The organism is Actinoplanes sp. GCM10030250, from assembly GCF_042666575.1.
Taxonomy (GTDB): Bacteria; Actinomycetota; Actinomycetes; order Mycobacteriales; family Micromonosporaceae; genus Actinoplanes.
This window is the reverse complement of record NZ_JBHTDO010000006.1, coordinates 172,867-198,344: the sequence shown is the minus strand read 5'-3', so window position 1 is coordinate 198,344 and position 25,478 is coordinate 172,867. Positions and strand designations below refer to the sequence as shown.

The window sequence follows — 25,478 nt, the reverse complement described above, 5'->3', positions numbered from 1 at the left end:
CCCGTGTCTGGTGGGCCCCCGCCCCGGCAGTACGCCGGGGCGGGGGCCGCCCTCACGAACGTCCTGGTGTCGCGAGGTCCGCTGTCGCCCGGGGCGCGTGCCGTCCGTGCCGAGTGACGAGACCACCGTGGCCCGACTCGAACACGACCGCCAACGGGGTGGCGAGGAAAACCGACGAGTACGTGCCGACACCGATGCCGATGAGCAGCGCCATGGCGAAGTCCACCAGCGAGTCCCCGCCTAGCGCGACAAGCGCGGTGAGGATGAAGATCGCGCCCAGGCCGGTGTTCACCGTACGCGGCACGGTCTGCAGGCAGCCGGTGTTGGCCAGGCGGGCGAACGGGGTACGGCGGTTGTCTCCGGCCCTGACCAGTTCCCGGATGCGGTCGAAGGTGACGACCGAATCGTTGACCGAGTATCCGATCACGGTGAGCAGGGCGGCCAGGAAGACACCGTCGACCGGCCTGCCCAGCCAGGCGAACACGCCGACCAGCACGAGCACGTCGTGGAACATCGCCAGCACGGCCGCGGTGGCCCACTGCCAGCGGAACCGCAGGGCCAGGTAGGCCAACTGGGCGGCGAGGGCGACGGCGAGTGCGATGAGGGCGTTGCGGCGTAGTTCGGCGCCGAGGGTGGGGCCGATCCTCTCGTCTCGCAGCCGTTGCATGTCACCGCCGCCTGCCTGGGTCAGCGCGGAGCGTACGCCGGCTTCGGTGGCCTCGTCGAAGCTGCCGGCGCGGACGCTGATGTTGCCATCGCCGGACGTGGTGACCACTGCCCGGTCCAGGCCGGCCGACGTCACCGCGGTGCGGGCGTCATCGGCCGACAAGGGTCTGGTCGCGGCGTACTCGACCAGTCGGCCTCCGGTGAACTCCACGCCCAGTTCCAGTCCTCGCACACCGATACCGGCCAACGCCAATATGGTGGCGGCCACCGAGACGCCCAGCCAGAGGCGCCGGCGCCCCATGATGTCGGGGTCGCGGGCCTCCAGCTTGCGGCGCACCCAGCCGATGCCGGCCAGGCCGCTCCAACCCGGTCGGCGTGTCAGCCAGCGGGTGCCGACCAGTGGCGATGCCAGCACCCGGGTGAGTACCAGCGCGGTGAACATCGACGCCACGACGCCGATGGACAGTGTGATGCCGAACCCGCGTACCGGGCCGGAGGCGAAGAAGAACAGCAGTCCGGCCGCGAGCAGGGTGGTGATGTTGGAGTCGGCGATCGCCGACCAGGCGTTCGCGAACCCGGACCGCAGGGCGGTACGCAGGCTGCGCCGGGGCCCGCCGGCGGCGTACTCCTCCCGGGCTCGTTCGAAGATCAGCACGTTGGCGTCGAGAGCCATGCCGATCGCGAGGACGAACCCGGCCAGTCCCGGCAGCGTCAGGGTGGCGCCGATGGCCAGCAGCGCCGCATAGGAGATGACGCCGTAGCAGATCAGCGCGATGGCGGCGACACCGCCGACGAGCCGGTACACGGCGGTGATGAACAGGATCGTGGCGATCATCCCGATGACGGCGGCCAGCGCCGAGGCGTCGATCGCGGCCTGGCCCAGGCTCGGGCCGACCGTACGCTGCTCGATGATCTCGACCGGGACCGGCAGACCACCGGCGCGGACGAGCAGCGCCAGGTCCTTCGCCTCGGCCTCGGTGAACGATCCGGTGATCTGGGTGCGGCCGCCGCTGATGCCGACGTCGCAGGCGATGTCCTCGTTCACCTGAGGCGAGGAGATCACTTCCTGGTCGAGCACGACCGCCACCCGCCGGGCCGGGTCGCCGGGCGGTGCACAGGCGGCCACACCGGTCAGCTTTCGCCATGCCTCACCGCCGTTGCCGCGGAAGTCGAGGTTGACGTGCCACTCACCGAACTCGCTGAGGGTCGCGGTGGCGCCGTCGACCTGTTGACCGGAGAGTGAGGCCGGTCCCAGCCGCAGTGGCTGCCCGTCCTCGGACGGGAGCACGATCTCCGCGGACATTGCCGGCGACGAGGCGGACATTGCCGGCGACGAGGCGGACGTTGCCGGCGACGAGGCGGACGTTGCCGGCGACGAGGCGGACGGTGCCGGCGCCGGGGCGGACGGAGTCGCCGAGGCCGACGGCTCGGGCCCGGCGCCCAGAACCGGCCGGAAGCTCAGTTGAGCGGTACGGCCGATGACCCGGACCGCCTCGGCCGGTTCGGTCACGCCCGGCAGTTCGACGATGATGCGCCGCTCACCGGAGCGGGCCAGGGTCGGCTCTGCCACGCCGAGCTCGTCGACGCGGCGACGTAGCACTTCGAGTGCCTCGTCGGTGGTGGCGGCGTTCGCCTGGGCGAACTCGCCGTCACGGGTTTCGAGAACTATCTGGGTTCCACCGCGCAGGTCCAGCCCGAGCCGGGGCGGCCGGGTGGCCAGAAGCCACCCCGACACCGCCAACACGACCAGGGCCAGAACCGCGCGCACGACAATGGCGCGCGACATTTCGGATGCTCCTCAACGCAGGAAGGCCCGCGCGGCTGCCATCGGGCGCCACCGCGGGTGAAAGAACAGGGACAGCTACGCCGGCAGGCGTGGCGGTGCCCGGCCTCTTATCGCGTGCAGGAGCGTCGAGGTCGTCGCGGTCGACGCCGTCCCGGCGGCGGCGGGCCACGTGACCCGTCGCCGAGCACCGAACAGGACAGCGACCACGGCGATGAGCAGCAACAGCGCGCTGCGCAGCGGCTTGCCGATGGGGCGGGCTTCCGGCAGCACCGGGGTGAACGAGGGCGGCACCGCGGTTACCGCCGCCGGGCGGGACTCACCCGCCGAGGACCACTCGCCACGGCCCACACCGAGCACGGCGATCCAGGCGGCACCCAGCACGAGCGTCAGGACGGCGGCATGCCATGCCTGCCGTGCCCGCCGCTCAACCCACACGCCCGTTCCCCTCTCCGGCCAGGCCCAACCTACCGCGCGGTGTCACACCCGCCGATCGAGAAGCAAGCGTCTGCCGGCAGGGGCGGCTTCGCGCTCCATCGGGCGGGCGGCCCGGGAGACCGCCCGCCGAGGATCTGCAAGAACGCCTACCAGGTCGACGGCAGCGTGGCGACGTGCTTCGTGACGGCGTCGGCGAGGATCCGGTGGTCGCGCTGGGACGGGTGCCAGTCGCAGCCGAGCAGGTCGAGTCCGAGGGCCGTGTTGTCGTAGTACAGCGCCGACACCCGGGCGTCACCGGCGTCGTTGCGGTTCTTGACGATCTGCTGGATCGAGGTGGCGAACGCGGTGGTCTGGTAGGAGAGGTCCGGGTAGGTGAGCACGATCTGAGTGCCGGTCCCGTACCGGGTCCGCAGCTTGGCGATGAAGGCGAGGTACGCGGTGCGGTAGTCGGCGGCCAGCTGGTCGACGCTGGTCCACCGCTCGCCGGAGGTGAGGGCCGTGGAGAAGTCGTTGATGCCGAGGCCGATCACGACCACCTGCGGCCGCCAGGTGCTCGGCACCGGCCAGGTCTGGCTGTTGTACAGCGCCTGCAGGTCGGTTTCGTAGTAGGTGCGGAAGTCGTAGCCGGCATTCTGGCCGCCGTAGTTGCGCACCATGCCGAGGCCGGACCAGGCGGTGATCTGGTAGTCGGCGTTCAGGCCCTTGGCGGTGAGCGCGCCGAAGGAGACGTCGGCGTTGGTGTTGCGGTTGACGCCGCCGGTGCTGTTGCAGTCGCGGGAGGTCGACATGTCGCCGTAGCCGGCGGTCCACGAGTCGCCGATGAATTCGATCTGCCGGGTGCGCGCGGCCGGTTCGGCCAGGATCGCGCCGCCGGTGTCGGCGACCAGGCCGCCGAACACCCCCACACCCCAGGGGCTTTCCGTACGCTTCGCCAGCCGCACGGTGTGATCCCCGGCGGCAAGATTGCGGACCCAGTGAGTGGTGTTGCCCGGCGTCACGAGGGTCGCGACCGTCGTACCGTCGACCTGCACGACGTAGTCGTTGCTGGAGTCGTTGAGGACCAGGCCGACGCCTGTACCGCGGAACCGTCCCTCGAAGTACGTGCCGGGCCAGGTGTACTGCACTGCGGCTCCGGCCGTGCTCACCCGGCTCGGCGTGGCGACCTGGTCGAGAACACTGGCCGGGGGCGGGCCGGACGGTGCGGTGCTGGTCGGCGTCGTGCCGCCGTTGCACGTGACCCCGTTGAGCGCGAAGTCCGCCGGCGCCGGGTTTCCGCCACTGAACGAGCCGTTGAAACCGACGGAGACGGAGCCACCGGTGCCGAGGGCGCCGTTCCAGCCGGCGTTGGTGACGGTGACCTGCGCGCCGGACTGGGCCACAACGCCGTTCCAGAGCGTCGTGACCGTCTGCCCGGCGCCGAACGACCAGGTCAGCCGCCAGCTCGTGACCGGGTCGCCGAGGTTGGTGAGGTCGACGCGGGCGCCGAAGCCGCCCTGCCACTGGCTCGTCACCGTATAGGTGGCGCGGCATCCGGTAGCGGCGTGCGCGGCGAGAGTGGTCGTCAGCACGACACCCGCGGCCACGGCGACGGTCGCCGCGGCCGCGATCGCCTGCCGATGCGGGGAACGGATGTAGCGCACGCGAAGCCTCCAAAGGTCACTGAATCGAGAATCATCGATTCTTAACCGATTAAGCTACGCCGATCGGTGTGGCGACGCCACCGTGTCCCGGCGGGCTTACCGCAGGGCGGACTTGCGCACCTTCGCGAGCGCGGCGAAGATGATCGCCAGCGCATTCCGCATCCTGACACGCTGCGTCCGCAATCGAATCCAGCATGTAGCGTTCATCGACATGAGTCGATTCAGGTCGCGCGTGTCCGCGGTCCTGGCCGCGCTGGTGGCCGGACTGACGACGATCATGCTCACTCCGGGACCGGCCCAGGCCGCGACCGCTGTGTTCCTGAAGGAGAGCGCCTGGCCCACCGGCTATGTGGGCAGGATGACGGTGACCAACGACGGCGTGGACCGCATGGCGGCCTGGCGGGTGGAGTTCGACCTGCTGGACGGCACCACGCTCGACCACAGCTGGAACGCCGTGGTGACCCGGACCGGTACGCACTACGTCATCACCGGCGCTTCGTGGAACGCGAGTCTCGACCCGGGCGCGTCGACGTCCTTCGGCTGGATCGCCTCCGGTCCGGGCGTGCCGCAGTCGTGCCTGCTCAACGGCGGGTCGTGTGCCGGCGATCTGGCCGCCCGCGACGCCCAGCCGCCCAGCACACCGGCCAACTTCCGCAGTGACACGCAGGGCAACACCTTCACCCTGCGCTGGGATGCGTCGACTGACGACACCGGCGTCGTCGGATACGAGATCTACACCGGCACCAGCTCGGGCCCGACCGCTACGGTGACCACCACCAGCCACAGCATGCCGATCCCACCGCCGATGGTGATGACCTTCGGAGTACGGGCGGTCGACGCGGCCGGCAACCGTTCCCCCTTCGCGACCCTGGGCCTGGGCACCTCACCGGACGTCACCCCGCCCGGCCCGGCGACGAACCTCAGACTCGTCAGCCCGAGCGGCGGCTATTTCACCGCCCGGTGGGACGCGCCCCAGGACGACCAGTTCGTCGCCGGCTACGAGATCGCGCTGGACGGCGCGGTCGTCAGCCGGGTCGGCGGCACCACGGCATTGGTCCGGCTCGGCTTCGGGACACACTTCGTCAGCGTTCGCGCCTTCGACGGCGCCGGCAACCTCTCCACCCCGACGCAGGTCATGATCTCGATCGACCCGGGTCCCAGCGCCTCGGCCACCTCGAAAGCCCCGCCCGCATCGAGATCCTGAATCGCTGCCGGGCCGCTGCCCGCAAGACCCCGACCGTCACCCTGACACCGTCACTGCGGCCGCGATGCCGGCGACCAGCACCCGCCTGCGGTCGACCTTGCCCATCTTGTCCGACCCCGTGCTCTGTGGACCTGATCGGTGGGCAGCCCGCCGTCAGGTGCGGGCCACCTCCGCGCCGTCCGGGCGACGTCGACCGCCAGCCGGACGGGCAGCGCGTTCTTGCGTTTCGCCAGGGTCGCGGCCGCCAGCTCGGTGGCCTCGACGAGATGGTCGGCGAGCATCGGCAGCACCTCCTCCGGCGGCCGGTTCTCCAGGTCGGCCGGCACCGCGATCTGCACGGCGACGAGCCGAAGCGGCCGCGCGTACCGGCCGCGCGTACCGGCCGCGCGTACCGGCCGGTCCGTACCGGTGAACTCGGTGTCGAGCAAGGGCCCGGCGACGTGGAACACCACGTCCACGCCGGACTCGTCCCCTCGGTCGGTCCACCGCGCAGCTCGACATCATCTCAGTCGGCGATCGCGACCTTGACTGTGTGGCGAGCACACGGTTTCTGATGGCGGCTTACCGTAGTCGCCGAGTAGCCGTCGAGCGCTTCCACAAGCCCGAAGGAATGTCATGTCTCGCTCTCGCACCGGCGCAGTACTGCTGGCCGGAGTTGGTCTCACCACGTACGCATGCGGCACCGACGAATCGCCGGACGTCGCGGCGACATTCGTCGACAACGGCGCCGTGCCGCGCCAGCCGGGCAGCTGACGGCGATGTTCGACGAGCTCAGGCAACACATGGCCGCGAAGCGTGTCCGGGCCGGCGACGGTCACCCTCTGGAGAGATTCCGCTGGTGGCAGTTGTTCACCGGGCGCAAGCTCTTCTCGCTTCAGGTGGCCCGGACCGTTTATGCCGTGGACGTGCGCGTCTCCGGCAAGGAAGCGGGCGACGACGGGATGGTGCACCTGTACGCCAACGGCCGCCACCATGCCCGGTCGCGGATGCCGGCCGCCATCCCCGTCGACGGCGGCACGATTCAGGTCGCGATGTCCACGGTGGGTCTCAAACGCGCCCATTACGTGACGACCGCGGGTGAGGAATATCAGTTGCTCCCCGATCCGCGGTCGGCGATCGGCCGGCGGCTGCGCTTCGACCGCGAGCACCGGGTCCTGAGCCGCTGGATCGCGGCCTTCTCCGTGGTGGTGCTCGTCGTCGGCATCGGGCTCAACCTGGTGCAGCTGCTCGAGCCGACCCTGGGGGCTCCGCCGATCGTCGAGCGGTTCGGGCGCTTCGAGTCGCCGATCGACCTGCCCGTGTGGGTCAACGTCGCGCTCGGTGCCGCCGCCGCGGTGGGGGCTGTGGAACGCAGTTGGCGGCTGCGTTACCACTGGCTGTTGGACGGTTTGGGCACCTGACCAGGTCACTGGGGGGAGACGGGTATTGCCGCGCCGATGTCCCGGCCGGGTGACACTCACGTCCAAGACCGGCGGTTACCTGTCTTCCTGGTCCAGCGTCGTCGTAACGATCCAGGAGTCCCGATCATGATGCATCAGGACGACACCCGAACACTCGCCGAAAGGAACTGATGTGAAACCCACGATCATTCTCGATACTGCCCGGTCGATCGGCTAGAGCGATGGAAAACACCAGCACCGGGTCGTGGCCCCGCTTGCGTGTCGCCGACTGGGCCGACACCCGCGACACCTTGCACATGTGGACGCAGATCGTCGGCAAGGTGCGCATGGCGTACGCGCCGCCGGTCAACCACTGGTGGCACGTCACCCTCTATCCCAGCGCGCGCGGCCTCACCACCTCGGCCGTGCCGCACGGGGATGGCGTGTTCGACCTCGAGTTCGACTTCCTCGACCACCGCCTGCACGTGCGCACCAGCGACGGCGGCTCGCGTGAGGTGGCCCTCGAGCCCAAGTCGGTCGCCACCTTCTACGGTGAAACCCTTGAGGCGCTGGCCGCGCTCGGCGTCGAACCGCGGATCCACGCCGTCCCCAATGAGGTCGAGCACGCGGTCCCCTTCGCCGACGACCACGAGCACCAGACGTACGACGGGGAGGCCGCCCACCTGTTCTGGCGGCAGCTGCTGCGGGCCGAGCGGGTCCTCGGGCGCTTCCGCTCCGAGTTCGTCGGCAAGGCCAGCCCCGTCCACTTCTTCTGGGGCGCGATGGACCTCGCGTACACCCGTTTCTCCGGTCGCATCGCCCCGCCGCACCCGGGCGGCGCTCCCAACTGCCCGCCGTCGGTCATGCGCGAGGGTTATTCGCACGAGCTGGCGAGCTTCGGTTTCTGGCCCGGCGGCGGCGAAGAGGGCGCCTTCTACGCGTACGCCTATCCGGAGCCGCCGGGCTACGCCGAGCGCACGGCTGCCTACTACGACAAGGCGCTGCAAGAGTGTGTGCTGCCTTACGAGGCCGTCGCCGACGCGCCCGACCCCGACGCGGTGCTCACCGAGTTCCTCCGCACGACCTACGAGGCCGCCGCCGACCTAGCAGGGTGGGATCGCCACGCCCTGGAGGCGTAACGCTCCGGCTGGCGGCTGAGCAACCGAAGTGTGGCCGGGTGCGGCGCGCCGGCCGTCATTCAGGGCCGGAGTCGTCCTCGGGCGCGGCCGGAGAGGCTGGGATTGCTGCTTGGCAGGTCGGTGATCGGACATCGCACAGTAGCCGCCGGGGTACCTCCCGGCTGGCCGGACCGTGTCACGCTGGGGCGGTCATCGGTTTCGGCCGAGGAGGGGTGGCATGCGGTTCACCGTGCTCGGATCCGTCGGCGCGCAGGCCGGCGGGCGCAGGCTCGTCCTGCCGCGGGCGCAGACCCGCGGGCTGCTGGCGCTGCTGATCCTCGACGCCGGTCGCACGGTCGGGCAGGACACGATCATCGACGCGTTGTGGGGCGGCGCGCCACCGTCGACGGCACGTGCGCAGGTCCACAACGCTGTCGCCGCGATCCGCCGGGCCCTTGCCGAGATCGGAGCCGGCGATGCCGTGACCGGTGACCGGTTCGGATATCGGCTGGCCGGACCGCCCGCCGGGCCGGATCCGGCCGAGGACGTCGACGTCGTGCGGTTCGAGACGCTGCTGCGGCAGGCCGAGACAGCTGCCGCGCGCGGGGATCCGGCCGCCGGACGGTTGTTCAAGGCGGCCCTCGCCGGGTGGGGCGGCGAACCGCTCGCCGACGCCGCCGGGGCGTTCGTCGAGGCGACCCGGGCCGCCCTCGTCGACCGGCGGCTGTCCGCCGTCGAGCAGCTCGCCGCCCTCGAGGTCGGCAACGGGCACGCCGGGCGGGTCGCGGCCGACCTCGCGCCACTCGTCGCAAAGCATCCACTGCGGGAACGGCTGCGGCTGCGGCAGATGGACGCGTTGTTCCACAGCGGCCGAAAGCTCGAGGCGCTGCGGACGTACCGCGCCTACCGCGCGGCTCTGGCCGACGCCGAGGGTCTCGATCCCGGACCGCAGATCGCCGGGCTCGCGACCGCGATCCTGCGCGCCGATGCCAGCATCGAGCCCCCACACGCAGGCGCACTGCCGGTCGCGGTGCCCCGAATGCTGCCACCGGATCTCAACGATTTCACGGGCCGCGCCGGCCAGCTCGCCGAGCTCGACTCCCGCCTGTCCGACAGCATCGGCGGCAGAGACGGGCTCAAGGTCGTCGGGGTCGCCGGAATGGGTGGCATCGGCAAGACCGCCCTCGCGGTCCGAATCGCGCACCGCGTCGCCGGCCGGTTCCCCGACGGGCAGCTGTACATGGACATCGGCGGGCAGGAGCCGGGTGACGTGCTCGCCAGGTTCCTGCGGGCCCTCGGCGTCGACAGCCAGGCGATTCCCCGCGACGTCGACGAGCGCAGCGCGATGTTCCGCAGCCGTCTCGCCGTACGCCGGGTTCTTCTGTTGCTTGACAATGCCGCCGGCGCCGAGCAGGTGCGGCCGTTACTACCCGGATCGAGCAGCTGCGCGGTCCTGGTCACCAGCCGCTCCCGCCTGACCGGCCTTGCCGGGGCGCACTGGCTCGACCTCGGCGTGTTCGCCCCGGAGGAGGCAGTGACGCTGCTGCGCCGGGTCGTCGACGAGGAGCGGGTCGGTGCGCACCCGGCCGACGCGACCGCGCTGGTCCGGCAGTGCGGGTGGCTACCGCTCGCCGTACGGATAGCCGGGGCGCGGCTCGCCGCGCGGCCGACGTGGCAACTCGCGCACCTCGTCGGTCTGCTCGGTGACGAACGGCGCCGCCTCGACCGGCTCGTCACCGGCGACCTGGAAGTCCGCGCGTCGCTCGCACTCAGCTACGAAGGTCTCGGTCCACAGCCGCGGAGGCTGCTGCGGCGGCTCGCGACGTTCGACGTGCCCGACTTCGCTCCCTGGCTGGCCGCCGCGGTGTTGAGCGACAGCGAAGGCGAATCGGCGGATGCGGTGTCGGCACACCTCGAAACCCTCGTCGACGCACAGCTGCTGTCGCTGACGGCTCCCGATGCGACAGGCCAATGCCGGTACCGCTTTCACGACCTCGTCCGCCTGTTCGCCCGCGAGCTGGCCGACAGCGACGACGGTGCCGCGCTCGACCGGGGGTTCGGGGCCTGGCTGTGGCTGGCGGAGCGGTTCGGGGCCCGCGTATACGGCCCCTGCTACGCCCTCATGCACGGCACCGCCGAGCGCGTCCCGGTCGACCTGCACGCCGCCGGGCTGTCCACAGCAGAACCGGCGGACTGGTTCGAGGCCGAGCGGGCCGCGCTGCAGGCCGCCGTCGCGCAGGCCTGCGCCATCGGCCGCGTCGAGGTGGCTTTCGACCTCGCCGGGTGCCTGGAGAAGTACTTCGACATCCGCGGCATGTACACCGACTGGCTCGCCACCAACGAACGCGTCGCGGACGCCTGCGCCGCCGCCGGCCACCTGCGCGGCCAGGCCGTCATGCTGCGTGGCCTCATCGAGGTCACCACCTGGAACACCGCGCACCACAGCGGTACGGCGATGGCCCGGATGCATACGCAGGCGACCCGTCTCGCGAACCTGTTCGACCGGCTCGGCGATCCGGTCGGGCAGTGCGACGCGGCGGTCCTGACGGCGTGGGCGCTCGCCGGGGGAGGCAGGCCGGTTGCCGCCGTCGAAGCCGCTGAACGTGCGCTGCGCCTCGCCGAGAAGGCCGGCTACCTCGGCGGGCAGGCCCGTGCCCACGTCGCGCTCGCCCTCAGCCACGGTGAGGACGGCCGCCTCGACGTGGCCCGCGACCGCCTCACCCAGGCGCTGGCGCTCGCCGCCGAGCTGCGCAACGACCGGTTCGAGGCGACGGTCCTGCAGTTCATGGGGATCGTGCACTGCCGGGCCGGTGACCTGCCCGCCAGCCGGGCCGCCCTCGACGCCTCGCTGGCCATCTCGCGGCGGCACGGCGATCGGTACGCGGAGGTCCTGACCCTGATCACTCAGGCCCGCGTGGCCGTCCGGGAAGGCGACCCGCGCGCCGGCGACCTGGCCGAACGGGCCGTCTTCCTCGGCCGCCGCTCGACGATGACCCATCACGTCGCCGACGCACTGTCCGTCCTCGGTGAGGCGGAGCTGCACGCCGGCCGGACGGGCCGGGCGGTGCAGCACCTGACCGAGTCGGTGCGGATGTGGCGGACCCGCGGGTGGCCGTCGTTCCTGGCCGGTGCGCTGCGAATCCTCGGTGACGCCCTCGCCGCCACCGGCCGCCTCGCCGCGGCCCACGAAGCGAGGGCCGAGGCCCGCGCGGTGTACGCGGACCTCGGCAACCATGATGCGATCCGGGAGATCGACGCGCTGGCTGTCAGGCGATGACGAAGCCGAGCGCGACCATCTTCGAGTCCGAGCCGGTGTAGACGCCGCCGGCGGCGTCCCAGCCGCGGTTGCGGTACGCGACGACCGTGCCCGACGGGTCGATGCCCAGTATCTCGTCACGCCCGTCACCGTCGATGTCGCCGAACTTCGTCGCCGCGTGATTGCGGAACCCGAGCGCCACCGTCTTGGAGTCCGAGCCGGTGTAGACGCCGCCGGCGGCGTCCCAGCCGCGGTTGCGGTACGCGACGACGGTGCCGTTGCCGTCGATGCCCAGGATCTCGTCGCGGCTGTCGCCGTTGAGGTCGGCGAACTTCGTCGCGGTGAAGTTGCGGAACCCGAGCGCGACGACCTTAGAGTCGGCGCCGTCGAACACCCCGCCGGCGGCGGTCCAGCCGCGGTTGCGGTACGCCCGGACCGAGCCGTTGCTGTCGATGCCGATCAGATCGTCGCGGCCGTCACCGTTGACGTCGGCGAATTTCGTGGCCTCCCAGTCGCGGAAGCCGAGCGCGACGACCTTCGAGTCCGCCCCGGCGTAGACACCGCCGGCGGCGCCCCAGCCACGGTTGCGGTACGCCCCGGCCGTGCCGTTGCCGTCGATGCCGATGATCTCGTCCCGGCCGTCACCGTCGAGGTCGGCGAACCGCGTCGCCGGCGGGTGGAACCCGTTCGCGACCCGCGCCGAGTCCGGCCCGTAGTAGACCCCGCCGGACGCGTTCCAGCCGCGGTTCAGATATGCCCAGGTGGCTCCCGTGTACCCGACGCTCACGATCTCGTCGCGGAAGTCGCCCTCCCGGCCACCTCCGTTGATCTCCGCGAACTGCACGGTGGCATCGTCTTCCTGGCCGCAGTTCTGGCTGACGATCGTCGTCTCCGTGGGCTGACCACTGGCGCCCAGCCGGTACGTGATGCCGTTCAACGTCGGATGCACCCATTCGCCGTTGTCGGCCCAACCGTCACCGTTGGCGTCATAGAGTTGCTCGTAGTGCAGGTGCGCCGTACCGGTGCCCACGTCGCTCACCGTGCCGATCTGCTGCCCCCGCAAGACCTTCGAGCCTTCCGGAATCCGGTTGCGCATGTGGATGTACTGGGAGAACCAGCCGCGGCCGTGCTCGATCATCACACCGCCCGGCTCCGTGTAGTGCACCTCGCCGCCGGACGACGCGACGACGGCGGTACCCACGGCCGGCGGCCTGTACATGTCGAGCGCCCGTTCCCGCTGCGACCCGTCATGCGATGGTCCGGTCTCCATCCTGACCTGCGTACCGCACGCGAACGGCGCCTCAAAGTCCGGCGCGGGCGTTGCGGCCAGCGCGGCGGCGGGCAACGCCGCGACCCCGGCGCCGGCGAGCGTTGCGGCCACCAGCAGCCGCACCGTGAATCTGCTGCTCATCTGTCGAGCCCTCCCGTGGATTCGGCCGGCGACGATCGTCACCAGCACCGCATGTCATTGCGGTGCCACCGATCCTGCAAAGGTGTGCTCATACAGCAGCCACACGTGCGCTACACACGGCTATCCACACCTACCGCGCCTGGCAGCAGAAGAACTGCGCCGTGGACACTGACTGAGCGTGGCGATCACCCGCCGAGTTCACATCCACACTGCACAGCCGCCGCATGGTGGGTGCGGCGGGATTCGGTGAGGAAGTGGTCGCCGAAGCCGAGCCTGCGAACGCGCAGCGGTCGATGGTCATGCGGCCGGCTCGGACGAGCGGCCGGGAGGTCAGTCGGCAAGGGGAAACGAGCGTAGTATTTGGCTGATCTCCTCGGCGCCTCGGCGGAGTTCGGCGAGGTCGGCGTCGGTGAATGGGTGTGGGTTCGGGCCCAGGACGCAGTGCGCTCCCAGGATGGCGCCGTCTACCACGATCGGGACGCCGGCATAACTGCGCACACCGTCGATGGTCACCAACGGGTTGGTTGATTGCTGTGCGTCGGTGGTGGCGTCCGGTACGACGTAGGCGGTTCCGGAATTGACGGCGTTGACGCAGAACGACCATTCGATCGGGGTGCCGGCCAGCTCGTCCAGCCATCCCTGGAGCCCGTACGAACCGGGGAAGATCTGTGCGGTGTCGAGCACCATGCTGACCAGGGCGATCGGTTGGCCGAGCCGGTCGGCCGTACGTTTGGCGATGCTGTCCAGGCGGCGGCGCAGCTCCGGGTCGTCCAGGTTGATGCGCGCCATGATTTCGAAGCGGTTCGGGGTCGGGATGCTCATGCGGTTGTCCCGTTCTTGTCGTGCCGCTCGACGAGGCGTTCGTATGCCGCGGCGCGTACCGCGAGGCTGCGTGCGCACAGGCGGGTCATCGGCTGGGCGACCTGCATGGAGGAAATCAGCCGGCTGAAGGATCCGCGATCGGTTTCCTCGCCGGTCAGGCCGCAGGTGAACAGCAGGGTGCGCCAGACGTCGTCGGCGTGCGGGCCGTAGAAGCCCGTCAGCGCCGCCCTGGCTGTCGCGAGGGTTGGCATCTCGATCTCGTACGCGGCACCCGGCGATGAGACGTCTGGTCTCGGGTTGTTCTCCGGCATCGGGGCCCTTCGTCGGCTTGCGCATACCTCGCCTTTCAGTTCGGCCAAGACCCGGCGCGGCTGAGCCGAGCCCACTGACTTCCTGCTGGCCGTCGGCCGGGCCAGCTTCGGAACGCCGAACGCGTTGCATCGGGCGGTTGGCGTTGCGCCGGGTGAGTGCTTCGCCCGGGACACCCATTGACTTGTCGCAAGTCTTGTCTCAACATGGTGAGACAAGACTTGCGACAAGCTGGGGAGGCCGCTATGCCGAGGAAGGTGCGTGCAACAGAGCGCGAGATAGCTCGTCTGTGGTTGGCCGCGCGTGGCCTGGCCGACGTCACGCCGGCACCGATGCTGGCGGCGCGCCTGACGGCCCGGCGACGTGCGCGGCTGGCCGCTGCCGTCCTGCCGGCCGTGTTTCTCATCGCAACGGCGCTCGTCTACGTCTCTGCCTTGCCGATCCGTCCCGCGGATGACGGGTTCGGGACGCAGCAGCGCTGGGCGCTGGTGGTGCTGACAGTGTTGGTGGCCGGGCTGGTGCTGGGTCTGTCGCTGCTGGCCCGGTGGGTGCGGCGGGTCGATCAGCGGGCCGGTGCGGAGTTGCCGCGACGAGCGGCCCATTCCGTGCGGCCCGGCTGGCGAACCGTGCTCGGCGTGCCGCGGGCCGCGTTGCTGGTGATCACCTATGCGGGCGCGGCAGTGCTGGCGATCGCTGCTCTGATCATGCGGGACGGCGCCGCCAGGTACGCGGCGGTCATCCTGCTCATCGGGCTGTGCGGGGTCGCGGTGGGTACGGCCGTCCAACTGCGCCATGTGCTCACCCACCCGGTAGTGGCCGGCGACGAGGGCTCGCTGAGGGCCGACTTCCTCATGCGCGTCGAGGATGCCCGCGAGGTTGCCGTACCGACCGTGGTGTGGTCACTGCCGGTCGTGTCGGTATTCGACACCGGGCTCGATCCGTGGAACACGGGCTGGCTCGTCTTCATCATCCTGAGCGTCATCGCGCTGGCCCTGATCACGGCCTGGGACGGGCGGATCGCCCTGGCGGCCCAGCACGGCCCCAGCGCCCGGTGATTCGCATGATCGTCATCGACTCGGCCTCGCCCGTCCCGCCGTTCGAGCAGCTCCGCGCCCAGCTCGCCGGGCAGATTCAGGAACGCACGCTGGCCGTGGGTACTCGGCTGCCGACCATCCGCCGGCTGGCCGCGGACCTCGGCTTGGCGGTCAACACGGTCGGCCGGGCCTACCGGGAACTCGAGGAGGCCGGGCTGATCGAGACCCGCGGCGCGGCCGGCTCGTTCGTGTCCGCAGCCGGCGAGCAGGGACGCGAACGGGCCCGGCGGGCGGCCGCCGAGTACGCCGCCGTCATCGCCCGCGTCGGCATCGACACCACCGAGGCCGTCCGCATCGTCCAAGCGGCGCTGACCCAGGGCGTTCCCAAGGTCAGCTGAACGCCGGGAAGACCGCCATCTCCGGTGCCATGGGCGCATCACGGGGGTCGGGCCGATGCCGAGGCATCGGCCCCACCCCTCAGCCGGCGGCGCAGCTGACCGTGCCCCCACTGCCGGTTCCGCTGCCCTGGAAACCGAAGGTGGCGCTCTGGCCGGCGGCCAGCCGCCCGTTGTAACTCTGGTTCGTGACGGTCACGGCTCCGCTGGTGCCGCCGGCCACGGCGTTCCACAGCGAGCTGATCGTGGCCCCGCTCGGCAGGCCGAGGGAGACGCGCCAACCGTTGATCGCCGCGGATCCGGCGGTGACGGTGACGTTGGCGACGAAGCCGCCGCTCCACTGGTCCTGCACCGCGTAGACCGCGGAACAGCCGGGGTTGCCCGGGACTGACGGCGAGGCGGACGGTGAGACAGACGTGCTGGGCTCCGGAGTGGGGCCGTCGAGCGTCAGGTTCTTCTGCTGGACCTGCCACTGGGTGCGGCAGAGACCGCAGGTGTTGCCGACGAAGGTGCTGCCGGCGGTGGTGTCGCCCTTGAGCCGCCACTTGAGGTAGAGCACCGCCACGCGGCCGAACTCGCCGCCGTTCGCCTGGTCGTAGGTGCCGCCGTGGCCGACGTTCAGGTTGCCCATGAAGGCGGGCAGCCCGGCCGGGAGCTTGCCCCAGTCGTCCATGCCGTTCGGGTAGGCGATGTCGCCGGGGCCGCCCATGAAGTAGGCGATCGGCTTGGTGAGCCTCCTGAGCTGGTAGTCGTCGGCGTCGTTGAGCAGACCGCTGCTGAAGATGGTGGTCGTGGTGACGCGCGGGTCGTTGGAGACGGCGTAGGCCTCCAGGCCACCGCAGGAGAAGCCGCCGACGGCGATCTTCGTGGTGTCGACCTTGCCGTAGTACTTGCTGCCCTGCCGGGAGTTCTCCGCGACGGCCCAGTCGATGGACTGGGTGAGCATCGACGAGGTGGTGGAGCCGACTCCGTTCGGCGCTCCGTTGGCGATGGCGAGGAAGCCGTGGGAGGCGATCTCGCGCAGGAAGTTGTTCTGCGAGAGTCCGTTGGCCGAGCAGCCGCCGTTGCCCCAGACGAAGACCGGAAGACGCTCGGCCGGCAGCGTCTGCGGCCGGTAGATGGTGTGGTTGGGCAGGCCGGCCGACGTCTCGTAGTCGGCGGGGTACGGGCCGGATCCGCCGACGGCGGCGCCGGCCGGGGCCGCACCCAGCACCGTGACTCCGGCGGTCACCGACACGACGACGGCGGTCAGCACCGCGCCGATGGCGGTTCTTCTCAGCATGGCACCCTCCACGGGTCGCGACGTCATCAGCGCTGGAGCGTGAGCACGCCCGGCCGCCAGGGCAGCTGGTCGTACGCGCCGCCGGCGCTCGGGTTCTTGCCCTGGTAGAGCAGCTGAAGGTTGCAGGGATCGATGGTCTTGGTCTGGTCCGGGTTGCTGCGGACAAGGTCCCCGTGGCTGATGTCGTTGGTCCAGGTGGCGCCGCTGTTGGCCTTGCCGGCGAACGGGTTGCTCTCGGTGGCGGCCTGCGGGGTCCACGAGCCGCTCAGGTTGCTGGCGGTGAAGGAGCGGAAGTAGCGGCCCTGGCTCCCGATCGCCTCGACGATCATCAGGTACTGGTTCTGGCCGGCGACCTTGTAGACCTCGACCCCCTCGAACAGGTTGTTCGTCGAGTCGCTCATGATCGTGGTGTAGGAGGAGCCGAAGCTGCCGGGGAAGTTCCCGATCGGCATGCTGGCCCGGTAGATCCTGCCGTTGTCGCCGGCGAAGAACAGATACATGTTCTGTCCGTCGCCGATCAGGGTCTGGTCGATCACCCCGGTGCTGGAGCCGGTGATGCTGCCGGTGAACAGGGTCTGCGGTGCTGACCAGCCGTTGGCGTTCGTCGGGTCGGTGGAGGTCTTGTAGCTGAACGCCGTCGGGCCCCACTGGTAGGCGAGCACCCAGATGTTCTTGGGGGCGAAGTACAGCAGGGTGGGCGCCACCGTGCCCTGGCTCATGCCGTTCTGGCTCGCCGAGGCCATGTCGGACCAGTTGGTGAACAGGCCGAAGTTCATCGAGCCGTAGCCCGAGCCGGAGACGTTCGACGCGTAGACCAGGTGTTTGCCGTTGTACATGACGGTGGTGAAGTCCTTCAGCGACACCCACCCGGACTTCGGGTTGGCCAGCACACCCGTCGAAGTCCAGCGGTAACTCGACGGCAGGGTGCAGTTGCCACCCGGCGTCGAGACCGAGGGGGACGGGCTGACCGGACCGGAGTTCGAGGGGGAGGGGCTGACCGGACCGGAGCTCGAGGGTGCGGTGGACGGCGACGCCGGCACTGTCGATCCGGTGCAGGCCACACCGTTGAGGGCGAAGCCGGCCGGCACCGGGTTGCTGCCGTTCCACGCCCCGTTGAAGCCGAACGACACGGTGGCGTTCGTCGCGACCGTACCGTTGTAGCCGACGTTCTTCGCGGTCACCGCCGAGCCGCTCTGGGTCAGCGTCGTGTTCCACGCCTGCGTCACCGTCTGCCCGGCGCCGAACGACCAGGTCAGCGACCAGCCGGACAACTGGTCACCCAGGTTGGTGACCGACACGCTCGCGCCGAACCCGCCCTGCCACTGCGACGACACCGCGTAGTTCACCGCACAGCCGGCGGCCGCGGCATCGGCCGGCAGCACCACGGCGGCTGTCGCCAGCAGGGCGGCACCGGCCGGCGCCAGGAGGGCCTTGGCCGTTCTCGATCTCGTCATGGACTCTCTCCTCGGTGCCATCGGGAATGGCCGCGCCCTCCCGGTGGCGGCAATCAAAGGTGTTTCGTCGATGTTAACCATCACAAGTGCCGGGTCAAGAAGGGAAACGGTATCGGCGCGATTTTCCGTATCCGGCAAATACCGTTGACAATAAGTTGCCGAGAAAGTGTTACGCCAGGCCACCAGTCCGCGTCGGCACCATGTCACGAGTTGAAGATAAGTCGTGAGCTATATCGGTTCGTCGACGACGCAGGGCATCCGCAGTGGGCTTTGGTATTGACATGTGTCATTTGATGAGTGAGATAGTTAACGCTAACTTCACGGCCATGTAACGGCTCCGAGAAGCGCCCCGCGGAAGGGAACCGAGTTCATGACGACACGTGCGGACTGGCAGAATCACCGGTCGTGGTCATCTCGCGGCTGGGCCGGGGCGGCAGCCCTGCTGCTGGCGCTCGCCGGTGTGCTGGTCGTGCTCCCCGCGCCGGCGCGCGCCGCGACGGCGATCACCATCAACGGCTCGTCCGGCGGCCGGGTGTTCGACGGTGTCGGCGCGATCAGCGGCGGGGGTGGCAACAGCCGCCTGCTGTTCGACTACCCCGAGCCGCAGCGCAGCGACATTCTCGACTATCTGTTCAAGCCGGGCTACGGCGCGGCGATGCAGATCATGAAGGTGGAGATCGGCGGGGACACCAACTCCACCTCCGGTGCCGAACCCAGCCATCAGCACACCCGGGGTGCCGTGAACTGCGATCGCGGCTACGAGTGGTGGATGATGGCCCAGGCGAAGGCCCGCAATCCGAACATCAAGCTCGTCGGGTTGTCCTGGGGAGCACCGGGGTGGATCGGCAACGGCAACTTCTGGTCCACCGACTCGATCGACTACCTGATCGCCTGGCTCGGATGCGCCACCTCCCACGGTCTGACGATCGACTACCTGGGCGGCTGGAACGAACGGGGCCGCGATCTCAACTGGTACAAGAACCTGCGCTCGGCGCTGAACTCCCGCGGGTACGCCGGCGTGAAGATCGTGGCGTCGGACGACTTCGGCTGGGGCTCGGCGGACGACGGGCTGCGCGACCCGGCGTTCGGGGCCGCCGTCTCGGTGTACGGCAGCCACTACGTCTGCGGGTACCGCAGCGCACAGACCAACTGCCCGAGCTCAGCGAACGCCGTGAACTCCGGCAAGACGCTGTGGGCCAGCGAGAACGGGTCCGACGACTACAACGCCGGTGCGCCGGCGCTGGCCCGTGGCATCAACCGCGACTACATCGACGGGAAGATGACCGCGTACCTGAACTGGCCGGTCATTGCCGCGGTCACACCGAACGTCCCCTGGTCCACCACGGGGGTGGCGGTGGCGCCGCAGCCGTGGTCCGGCTACTACTCGATCGGCCGCAGCACCTGGGTGATGGCCCACACGACCCAGTTCACCGCACCCGGCTGGCGCTATCTCGACAGCTCCACCGGCTACCTCGGCGGTAACCGCGCCAACGGCAGCTACGTCTCGCTGAAGTCGCCGGACAACAGCGGCTACAGCACCGTCATCGAGACGATCGACGCCGCAAGCGCCCAGGAACTCCAGTTCAGCGTCACCGGTGGGCTGTCGGCTGGGACCGTACGGGTGTGGTCCACCAACCTCAGGTCGAGCAACCCGGCCGACCACTTCGTCCGGCGCACCGACATCACCCCGTCCAACGGCTCGTTCACGCTCACCGTCCAGCCCGGATACGTCTACAGCCTCACCACCACCTCCGGGCAGGGCCGGGGCACCGCGACCAGCCCCGCGCAGGGCGTTCTGCCGCTGCCCTACGCCGACGACTTCGACGGCTACCAGACCGGGCGGCAGGCCAGGTACCTGTCGGACCACCAGGGCTCGTTCGAGGTGGTGGGGTGCAGCGGCGGGCGTACCGGCCAGTGCGTACGCCAGATGTCCGAGCAGGCGCCGATCTTCTGGACCTCGGGCCACGCCGAGCCGTTCACGCTGCTCGGTGACCTGAACTGGCGCAACTACACGGTGTCCACCGACGTGATGCTGGAGAGGAGCGGCTACGTCCAGCTCGTCGGACGGGCCGGCAACTACAACCACGACGGCCCGCAGAACCTGAACGCCTACTACCTGCGGGTGGCCGACAACGGGTTGTGGTCGATCCGCGGCAACACCACCAGCGGCAATCAGCGGACCCTGGCCTCCGGGACCACGGCGGCCCTGGGCACCGGCCGCTGGCACAGGCTGTCGCTCACGCTCAACGGCAGCACGCTGACAGCGGCGATCGACGGCACCACAGTGGGCAGCGTCTCGGACCCCGCGTTCGTCGCCGGCCAGATCGGTTACGCCACCGGGCAGGGGGTGACCGCCCAGTTCGACAACCTGTCGATCACCCCGGTCGGCACCGGGCCGACTCCCACGGGCGAGATCCGCGGCGCGGGCTCCAACCGCTGCCTGGACGTCAACGCGCAGAGCCAGTCCGACGGGGCGGTCGTGCAGATCTGGGACTGCAACGGCGGCGCCAACCAGCGGTGGACGGCCACCGCCGGCAACCAGCTGACCGTGTACGGCAACAAGTGCCTCGACGCCGCCGACTCCCGGGTCCGGATCTGGTCCTGCACCGGTGGCGCCAACCAGCAGTGGCTGATCAACGTCGACGGCACCATCACCGGTGCCCAGTCCGGCCTGTGCCTGGACGTAACCGGCCAGGGCACGGCCAACGGCACGGCCGTCGGGCTGTGGACCTGCAACGGCGGCAGCAACCAGCGCTGGACCCGATCATGAGGGAGCCCCGCATGAGCGCCGCCATCTCCACAGCCGGGAAGGCGCTGCTGGCAGCCGCCATGGTCGTCTCCGCCACCTCGGCGGTCGCGGCGCCCGCCGTGGCCGCCGTCCAGGCGACCTTCTACGTCGCTCCGGACGGCGACGACAACAACGCGGGATCCATCACGGCACCGTTCCGCTCCGTGCAGCACGCACGGGACGTCGTACGCACCGCGAAGACCACCATGACCGGCGACATCAACGTCTACCTGCGCGGCGGCGGCTACCCGGTGACCAGCACGATCGAGTTCGGGGCGGCCGACTCCGGCACCGGCGATCACCGGGTCGTCTACGCCGCCTACCAGAACGAGGCGCCGGTGCTGGAGGGCGGCGTCCAAGTGACCGGATGGACCCAGCACAGCGGCAACATCTGGAAGGCCCCGCTCAACCGGCCGAACAAGCTGCGGGCGCTCTACGTCAACAACAAGCGGGCGTTGATGGCCTCGAAGACGATCACCTCGGCCGGGTGCCACGGGACGTACACGATCACCGCGGGGCAGGCCGACTGGGCGTGGGAGTCGGGGTCACAGTGCGCCGGCTCCCGGTACAGCACGTCGGACTTCCCGGCGATCGCCGCCAACCAGGACGACATCGAGATCGAGACCGCGACGACCTGGACCTCGGCCATCGTCGGCGTCCGCCAGGTGACCACCGAGGGCGGCAACCGGGTGGCACTGTTCCAGCAGCCGGGCGCGGCGATCGCCCAGGGCGCGTTCAACGGCAACGCGCAGACCGGCGGCACCCACAAGGTGATGAACGCGTACGAGTTCCTGGACAGCCCCGGCGAGTTCTACTTCGACAAGGGGAGCCGGACGGTCTACTACTACAAGGCCTCCGCCGACGACATGCGGGCCGCGACGGTCTTCGCGCCGAGCAACGTGACCACGCTGCTGCGGGTCGCCGGCACCTCGACGAGCAGCCACGCGCGCAACCTCACGTTCTCGGGCCTGACCGTGCGGCACTCCGACTGGAACCTGATGAACGTGGCGGGTTCCGCGTACAAGCAGGCGCAGCAGGGCAACCTCAGCGCGATCGCCTACGCCAAGCAGAACTTCCACGCCTACTACTACCGCAACGTCGATGTGACCCCGGGCATCGTCCACGTCCAGAACGCCGACGGGATCCTGTTCCAGCGCAACCGGATCCAGCACACCGGTGCCGACGGCATCAACATGATCAACGACGTGCAGAACAGTCAGCTGATCGGGAACCACACCGCCGACATCGGCGGATCAGCGATCACGGTGGGTCACCCGCAGCACGTCTATATCGGCGACCACACGTCCGGCAACCGTGAGAAATACTCGGCCCCGGTCGAGGGACTGTGCCGGAACATCGAGATCAAGAACAATTTCCTGTACGACAGCGCGGTGCTGTTCAACGGGCACAGCCCGATCTCGGCATACTTCGCCGACACCCTGACGGTGCAGCACAACCGGATCGAGAAGGCGCCCTGGTCCGGCATCACACTCGGCTGGGGCTGGTGGAACTTCGACGGGTCGCCGGGCGCCATCGCACCCAACCGGCCCACCACGACGGCGCGCAACAACACCATCAGCCACAACCAGATCGTCGACACGGTGCAGCGCCTGAGCGACACCGCCCCGATCTACACGCTCGGCAGCCAGCCCGGGACCACGATCACCGGCAACTACCTGCAGGGCGTTCCGTCCGGCCACAAGTACGGGCTGCACCCGGACGAGGGCTCGGCCTACCTGACCTTCCGCGACAACGTGCTCAGCGTCGACAAGAACGTCACCTGGCTGATCAACTCCGATGACTTCGGGCGCAAGCACGATGTGAGCATCACCCAGACGTACGGGCCGATCAACAAGGTCTCCAACAAGAACCTGCCGAACAGCACGGTCCAGGACATCCTGGTGTCGTCCGACTATGTGTGGCCGGCGGCCGCGTACAGCATCGCCGTCGAGTCAGGGCTCGAGGACGCGTACCGGGACATCGTCCCGCCGGGCCTTCTCTCCCTGCCCGACCACGTCCTGCCGGCCAGTACGTTCGTCGGCAGCGGGACGTCGTCACTGCGGATCCGCGGCTCCGGCGACGCGAGCAGGCGGATCTGGCTGGCGCCCTCCGGTACGACGAACTTCGTCGCCGGTCCGACGATGACCGCCACCGACGGTGCGGCCACCTCGATCGCGGTGCCGTCGTCAGCGGGTGACTACCGCCTCTTCGTCCTCGACGCGCAGGGCAGCCGATCGGTCGAGTCCACGTCGCTCGTCCGGCGGCAGGGCGGCAGCGGCCAGCAGAGTGGGCAGATCGTGGGCAGCCAGTCGGGTCGCTGCGCCGACGTGCCCAACGGCTCGACCGCCAACGGTATCCAGGTGCAGCTCTGGGACTGCGCCGGCAGCGTGCAGCAGCGGTGGGCCTACACCGCCGGCAAGCAGCTGATGGTCTACGGCAACAAGTGCCTGGACGCCAACGGCAACGGCACGGCCAACGGCACCGCGGTGATCATCTGGGACTGCCACGGCGGGCTCAACCAGCAGTGGAACGTCAACGCCGCTGGAACGATCACCAGCGCACAGTCGGGGCTCTGCCTGGACGCCTACAACGCCGCCACCGCGAACGGCACCAAGATGATCCTGTGGTCGTGCAACGGCGGCGCGAATCAGCGATGGACCTTGAGCAGTTGAGACATCGAGAGAGAAGCGCGCAGATGAACCACGTTCCCGTCCCCCCTCAACGCCGTAGCGGCGGTCGCGCCCGGCTGCTCGCCGGTGGTGTCCTCGCCGTGGCGACCGCCGTGGCCACGGTGGCCATGGCCACCCTCGCCCACGCCGGACTCAGTGGCCCGCCCGGCACCACGCTCAAGGCGGCCGCCGAGCGCAGCGGCCGGTATTTCGGCGCCGCCATGGGAGGAGACCGCCTCAACGACGCGGGCTTCCAGGCGATCGCGAGCCGAGAGTTCGACATGATGACGGCCGTCAACGAGATGAAGCCCGACGCCACCGAGCCCAACCGTGGCCAGTTCGACTTCCGGGCCGGCGACGCGATCTACAACTGGGCCACCCAGCGCGGTATGAAGGTCCGCGGGCACACCCTCGCCTGGCACGCGCAGCAGCCGAGATTCTGGGGAAGCCTCAGCGGCGGCGCCCTGCGGACCGCGATGATCGACCACATCAACGGTGTAATGGCGCACTACCGGGGCAAGCTCGCGGCCTGGGACGTGGTCAACGAGGCCTTCGCCGAGAACGGCAGCCGCCGCTCGTCGAACCTGCAATCCACCGGCAACGACTGGATCGAGGTCGCCTTCCGCGCCGCCCGCGCCGCCGACCCGTCGGTCAAGCTCTGCTACAACGACTACAACATCGAGAACTGGTCCTACGCCAAGACGCAGGGCGTCTACAACATGATCCGGGACTTCAAGTCCCGCGGCGTACCGATCGACTGCGTCGGCCTGCAAACCCACTTCACCGGCGGCAGCTCGCTGCCCGGAAACTTCCAGCAGACCCTGTCCAGCTTCGCCGCCCTCGGCGTCGACGTCGCCCTCACCGAGGCCGATGTCACGAACGCCTCGGCGTCGCAGTACGACGGGCTGACCCAGGCCTGCATGAACGTCCCGCGCTGCATCGGCATCACGACGTGGGGCGTACGGGACAGCGACTCCTGGCGCGGCAACGAGAACCCGCTGCTGTTCGATCGCAACAGCAACCCCAAGCCCGCGTACACCTCGGTGCTCAACGCCCTCAACGCCGCCTCCACCACGGTGCCCGGAACGAGCACCCCGTCGCCGAGCATCTCGAACAGTTGGTCGCCGAGCCCGTCGCCGAGCACCTCGACGAGCACGTCACCCGACCCGGGGCAGCCGGGCGTGTGCACCGCGACGTACCGCATGGCCAGCACCTGGAGCGGCGGGTATCAGGGCGAGGTCGTCGTCGCCAACAACGGCGCCACCACCCTCAACGGCTGGACCGTGCGGATGACGCTGGCCGGCGGGCAGACCATCGTCAACGTCTGGAACGGCACCAACACCGGCACGACGGGTGCGGTGAGCGTTCGGAACGCCTCCTACAACGGCTCCGTCGGCCCGAGCGCCTCGACCAATTACGGCTTCCTGGTCAACGGAAGCAGCAGCACGGCGCCCAGCAACCTCTCCTGCACCAGTCCCTGACCGGCGGCGGGGAGCAGCCACTCGGGTAGGGACACGCCAGGGCCCGGAGCATCCGCTCCGGGCCCTGCGCCGTCCTGGTCACCCCTCGGCCCCGCGGCGCGGCTCTGTCACGGGCCGCGGTGCGGCTTCCTCACCGGCTGATCCACGCCGGCGAGGCAGACGAGCATGAATGCTCTACACGCGACGCCCGCCGCAGGCCCCACCATGCCCCGCAACCCATGCCTGCGCACGGTACGGCGCCGGATACACCGCAGCTGAGTCAGATGACGGTGGACCACTACTGCAGTACTGCAACACCCCTCAGGTGCAGTCATCTGACAGCAGCGGCCCACCCCTCGTCACTTCTAGG

At 69.7% G+C, this 25,478-nt stretch carries 19 protein-coding genes; 10 read left to right on the top strand and 9 right to left on the bottom strand.

The window, feature by feature from the left end:
* Positions 1 to 52: 52 nt before the first annotated feature.
* From secD to ACFQV6_RS11505, 3 genes are all read right to left on the bottom strand, one after another.
* Positions 53 to 2,452: a protein translocase subunit SecD gene (gene secD / locus ACFQV6_RS11515; protein WP_378027394.1), complete on the bottom strand. Its 2,400-nt coding sequence runs from the start codon at positions 2,450 to 2,452 to the stop codon at positions 53 to 55.
* A 75-nt stretch (positions 2,453 to 2,527) separates the two neighbouring features.
* The gene (locus ACFQV6_RS11510; RefSeq protein WP_378027393.1) at positions 2,528 to 2,887 is read right to left on the bottom strand and encodes a hypothetical protein; all 360 of its coding nucleotides are present in this window, start codon (positions 2,885 to 2,887) and stop codon (positions 2,528 to 2,530) included.
* A 146-nt stretch (positions 2,888 to 3,033) separates the two neighbouring features.
* On the bottom strand, positions 3,034 to 4,527 hold the full coding sequence (locus ACFQV6_RS11505; protein ID WP_378027392.1) for a cellulose binding domain-containing protein: 1,494 nt from the start codon (positions 4,525 to 4,527) through the stop codon (positions 3,034 to 3,036).
* A 211-nt stretch (positions 4,528 to 4,738) separates the two neighbouring features.
* Here ACFQV6_RS11505 and ACFQV6_RS11500 point away from each other — a divergent pair, with 211 nt between their 5' ends.
* On the top strand, positions 4,739 to 5,731 hold the full coding sequence (locus ACFQV6_RS11500) for a cellulose binding domain-containing protein (RefSeq protein ID WP_378027391.1): 993 nt from the start codon (positions 4,739 to 4,741) through the stop codon (positions 5,729 to 5,731).
* Positions 5,732 to 5,781: 50 nt separating this feature from the next.
* On the opposite strand, the gene ACFQV6_RS11495 is transcribed toward ACFQV6_RS11500, so the two are convergent.
* Complete coding sequence (locus ACFQV6_RS11495; protein WP_378027390.1) at positions 5,782 to 6,189, bottom strand: hypothetical protein; 408 nt, start codon at positions 6,187 to 6,189, stop codon at positions 5,782 to 5,784.
* Positions 6,190 to 6,346: 157 nt separating this feature from the next.
* On the opposite strand from ACFQV6_RS11495, the gene ACFQV6_RS11490 reads away from it, so the two are divergent.
* From ACFQV6_RS11490 to ACFQV6_RS11475, 4 genes are all read left to right on the top strand, one after another.
* Positions 6,347 to 6,484 carry a hypothetical protein gene (locus ACFQV6_RS11490; protein WP_378027389.1) on the top strand — a complete coding sequence of 46 codons (138 nt, stop codon included), beginning with the start codon at positions 6,347 to 6,349 and terminating at the stop codon, positions 6,482 to 6,484.
* Positions 6,485 to 6,489: 5 nt separating this feature from the next.
* Positions 6,490 to 7,131 (top strand): hypothetical protein, encoded by a 642-nt coding sequence (locus tag ACFQV6_RS11485; protein ID WP_378027388.1) that lies wholly within the window; start codon positions 6,490 to 6,492, stop codon positions 7,129 to 7,131.
* Positions 7,132 to 7,352: 221 nt separating this feature from the next.
* The gene (locus ACFQV6_RS11480) at positions 7,353 to 8,249 is read left to right on the top strand and encodes a DUF5996 family protein (protein WP_378027387.1); all 897 of its coding nucleotides are present in this window, start codon (positions 7,353 to 7,355) and stop codon (positions 8,247 to 8,249) included.
* A gap of 217 nt (positions 8,250 to 8,466) precedes the next feature.
* A complete protein-coding gene (locus ACFQV6_RS11475) occupies positions 8,467 to 11,505 on the top strand; it encodes a BTAD domain-containing putative transcriptional regulator (RefSeq protein ID WP_378027386.1) in 3,039 nt (1,012 codons plus the stop codon).
* On the opposite strand, the gene ACFQV6_RS11470 is transcribed toward ACFQV6_RS11475, so the two are convergent.
* The 3 genes from ACFQV6_RS11470 to ACFQV6_RS11460 form a co-directional block, all read right to left on the bottom strand.
* Positions 11,495 to 12,895 carry an FG-GAP-like repeat-containing protein gene (locus ACFQV6_RS11470; protein WP_378027385.1) on the bottom strand — a complete coding sequence of 467 codons (1,401 nt, stop codon included), beginning with the start codon at positions 12,893 to 12,895 and terminating at the stop codon, positions 11,495 to 11,497. The genes ACFQV6_RS11475 and ACFQV6_RS11470 overlap by 11 nt on opposite strands.
* Positions 12,896 to 13,225: 330 nt before the next feature.
* On the bottom strand, positions 13,226 to 13,717 hold the full coding sequence (locus ACFQV6_RS11465) for a GAF domain-containing protein (protein WP_378027384.1): 492 nt from the start codon (positions 13,715 to 13,717) through the stop codon (positions 13,226 to 13,228).
* Positions 13,714 to 14,028 (bottom strand): hypothetical protein, encoded by a 315-nt coding sequence (locus ACFQV6_RS11460; protein WP_378027383.1) that lies wholly within the window; start codon positions 14,026 to 14,028, stop codon positions 13,714 to 13,716. The genes ACFQV6_RS11465 and ACFQV6_RS11460 overlap by 4 nt, the downstream gene beginning before the upstream one ends.
* 255 nt (positions 14,029 to 14,283) lie before the next feature.
* On the opposite strand from ACFQV6_RS11460, the gene ACFQV6_RS11455 reads away from it, so the two are divergent.
* The gene (locus ACFQV6_RS11455) at positions 14,284 to 15,081 is read left to right on the top strand and encodes a hypothetical protein (RefSeq protein WP_378027382.1); all 798 of its coding nucleotides are present in this window, start codon (positions 14,284 to 14,286) and stop codon (positions 15,079 to 15,081) included.
* A 5-nt stretch (positions 15,082 to 15,086) separates the two neighbouring features.
* On the top strand, positions 15,087 to 15,458 hold the full coding sequence (locus ACFQV6_RS11450) for a GntR family transcriptional regulator (protein ID WP_378027381.1): 372 nt from the start codon (positions 15,087 to 15,089) through the stop codon (positions 15,456 to 15,458).
* 79 nt (positions 15,459 to 15,537) lie between these two features.
* Here ACFQV6_RS11450 and ACFQV6_RS11445 read toward each other — a convergent pair whose 3' ends face one another.
* Entirely contained in the window at positions 15,538 to 16,737 is a 1,200-nt protein-coding gene (locus ACFQV6_RS11445; RefSeq protein WP_378027380.1) for a cellulose binding domain-containing protein, read from the bottom strand.
* A gap of 26 nt (positions 16,738 to 16,763) precedes the next feature.
* A complete protein-coding gene (locus ACFQV6_RS11440) occupies positions 16,764 to 18,191 on the bottom strand; it encodes a non-reducing end alpha-L-arabinofuranosidase family hydrolase (RefSeq protein ID WP_378027379.1) in 1,428 nt (475 codons plus the stop codon).
* A 370-nt stretch (positions 18,192 to 18,561) separates the two neighbouring features.
* On the opposite strand from ACFQV6_RS11440, the gene ACFQV6_RS11435 reads away from it, so the two are divergent.
* From ACFQV6_RS11435 to ACFQV6_RS11425, 3 genes are read left to right on the top strand one after another with little or no spacing between them, the layout of a single operon-like run.
* Complete coding sequence (locus ACFQV6_RS11435) at positions 18,562 to 20,961, top strand: ricin-type beta-trefoil lectin domain protein (RefSeq protein ID WP_378027378.1); 2,400 nt, start codon at positions 18,562 to 18,564, stop codon at positions 20,959 to 20,961.
* 11 nt (positions 20,962 to 20,972) lie between these two features.
* Positions 20,973 to 23,651 (top strand): RICIN domain-containing protein, encoded by a 2,679-nt coding sequence (locus ACFQV6_RS11430; protein WP_378027377.1) that lies wholly within the window; start codon positions 20,973 to 20,975, stop codon positions 23,649 to 23,651.
* Positions 23,652 to 23,674: 23 nt separating this feature from the next.
* Positions 23,675 to 25,129: an endo-1,4-beta-xylanase gene (locus ACFQV6_RS11425; RefSeq protein WP_378027376.1), complete on the top strand. Its 1,455-nt coding sequence runs from the start codon at positions 23,675 to 23,677 to the stop codon at positions 25,127 to 25,129.
* Positions 25,130 to 25,478 lie beyond the last annotated feature (349 nt).

Bases quoted from the DNA above. Each gene is read 5' to 3' on its own strand.
- secD (WP_378027394.1), bottom strand. From the start codon at position 2,452: ATGTCGCGCGCCATTGTCGTGCGCGCGGTTCTGGCCCTGGTCGTGTTG.
- ACFQV6_RS11500 (WP_378027391.1), top strand. From the start codon at position 4,739: ATGAGTCGATTCAGGTCGCGCGTGTCCGCGGTCCTGGCCGCGCTGGTG.
- ACFQV6_RS11490 (WP_378027389.1), top strand. From the start codon at position 6,347: ATGTCTCGCTCTCGCACCGGCGCAGTACTGCTGGCCGGAGTTGGTCTC.
- ACFQV6_RS11485 (WP_378027388.1), top strand. From the start codon at position 6,490: ATGTTCGACGAGCTCAGGCAACACATGGCCGCGAAGCGTGTCCGGGCC.
- ACFQV6_RS11480 (WP_378027387.1), top strand. From the start codon at position 7,353: ATGGAAAACACCAGCACCGGGTCGTGGCCCCGCTTGCGTGTCGCCGAC.
- ACFQV6_RS11475 (WP_378027386.1), top strand. From the start codon at position 8,467: ATGCGGTTCACCGTGCTCGGATCCGTCGGCGCGCAGGCCGGCGGGCGC.
- ACFQV6_RS11470 (WP_378027385.1), bottom strand. From the start codon at position 12,895: ATGAGCAGCAGATTCACGGTGCGGCTGCTGGTGGCCGCAACGCTCGCC.
- ACFQV6_RS11465 (WP_378027384.1), bottom strand. From the start codon at position 13,717: ATGAGCATCCCGACCCCGAACCGCTTCGAAATCATGGCGCGCATCAAC.
- ACFQV6_RS11460 (WP_378027383.1), bottom strand. From the start codon at position 14,028: ATGCCGGAGAACAACCCGAGACCAGACGTCTCATCGCCGGGTGCCGCG.
- ACFQV6_RS11450 (WP_378027381.1), top strand. From the start codon at position 15,087: ATGATCGTCATCGACTCGGCCTCGCCCGTCCCGCCGTTCGAGCAGCTC.
- ACFQV6_RS11445 (WP_378027380.1), bottom strand. From the start codon at position 16,737: ATGCTGAGAAGAACCGCCATCGGCGCGGTGCTGACCGCCGTCGTCGTG.
- ACFQV6_RS11440 (WP_378027379.1), bottom strand. From the start codon at position 18,191: ATGACGAGATCGAGAACGGCCAAGGCCCTCCTGGCGCCGGCCGGTGCC.
- ACFQV6_RS11435 (WP_378027378.1), top strand. From the start codon at position 18,562: ATGACGACACGTGCGGACTGGCAGAATCACCGGTCGTGGTCATCTCGC.
- ACFQV6_RS11430 (WP_378027377.1), top strand. From the start codon at position 20,973: ATGAGCGCCGCCATCTCCACAGCCGGGAAGGCGCTGCTGGCAGCCGCC.
- ACFQV6_RS11425 (WP_378027376.1), top strand. From the start codon at position 23,675: ATGAACCACGTTCCCGTCCCCCCTCAACGCCGTAGCGGCGGTCGCGCC.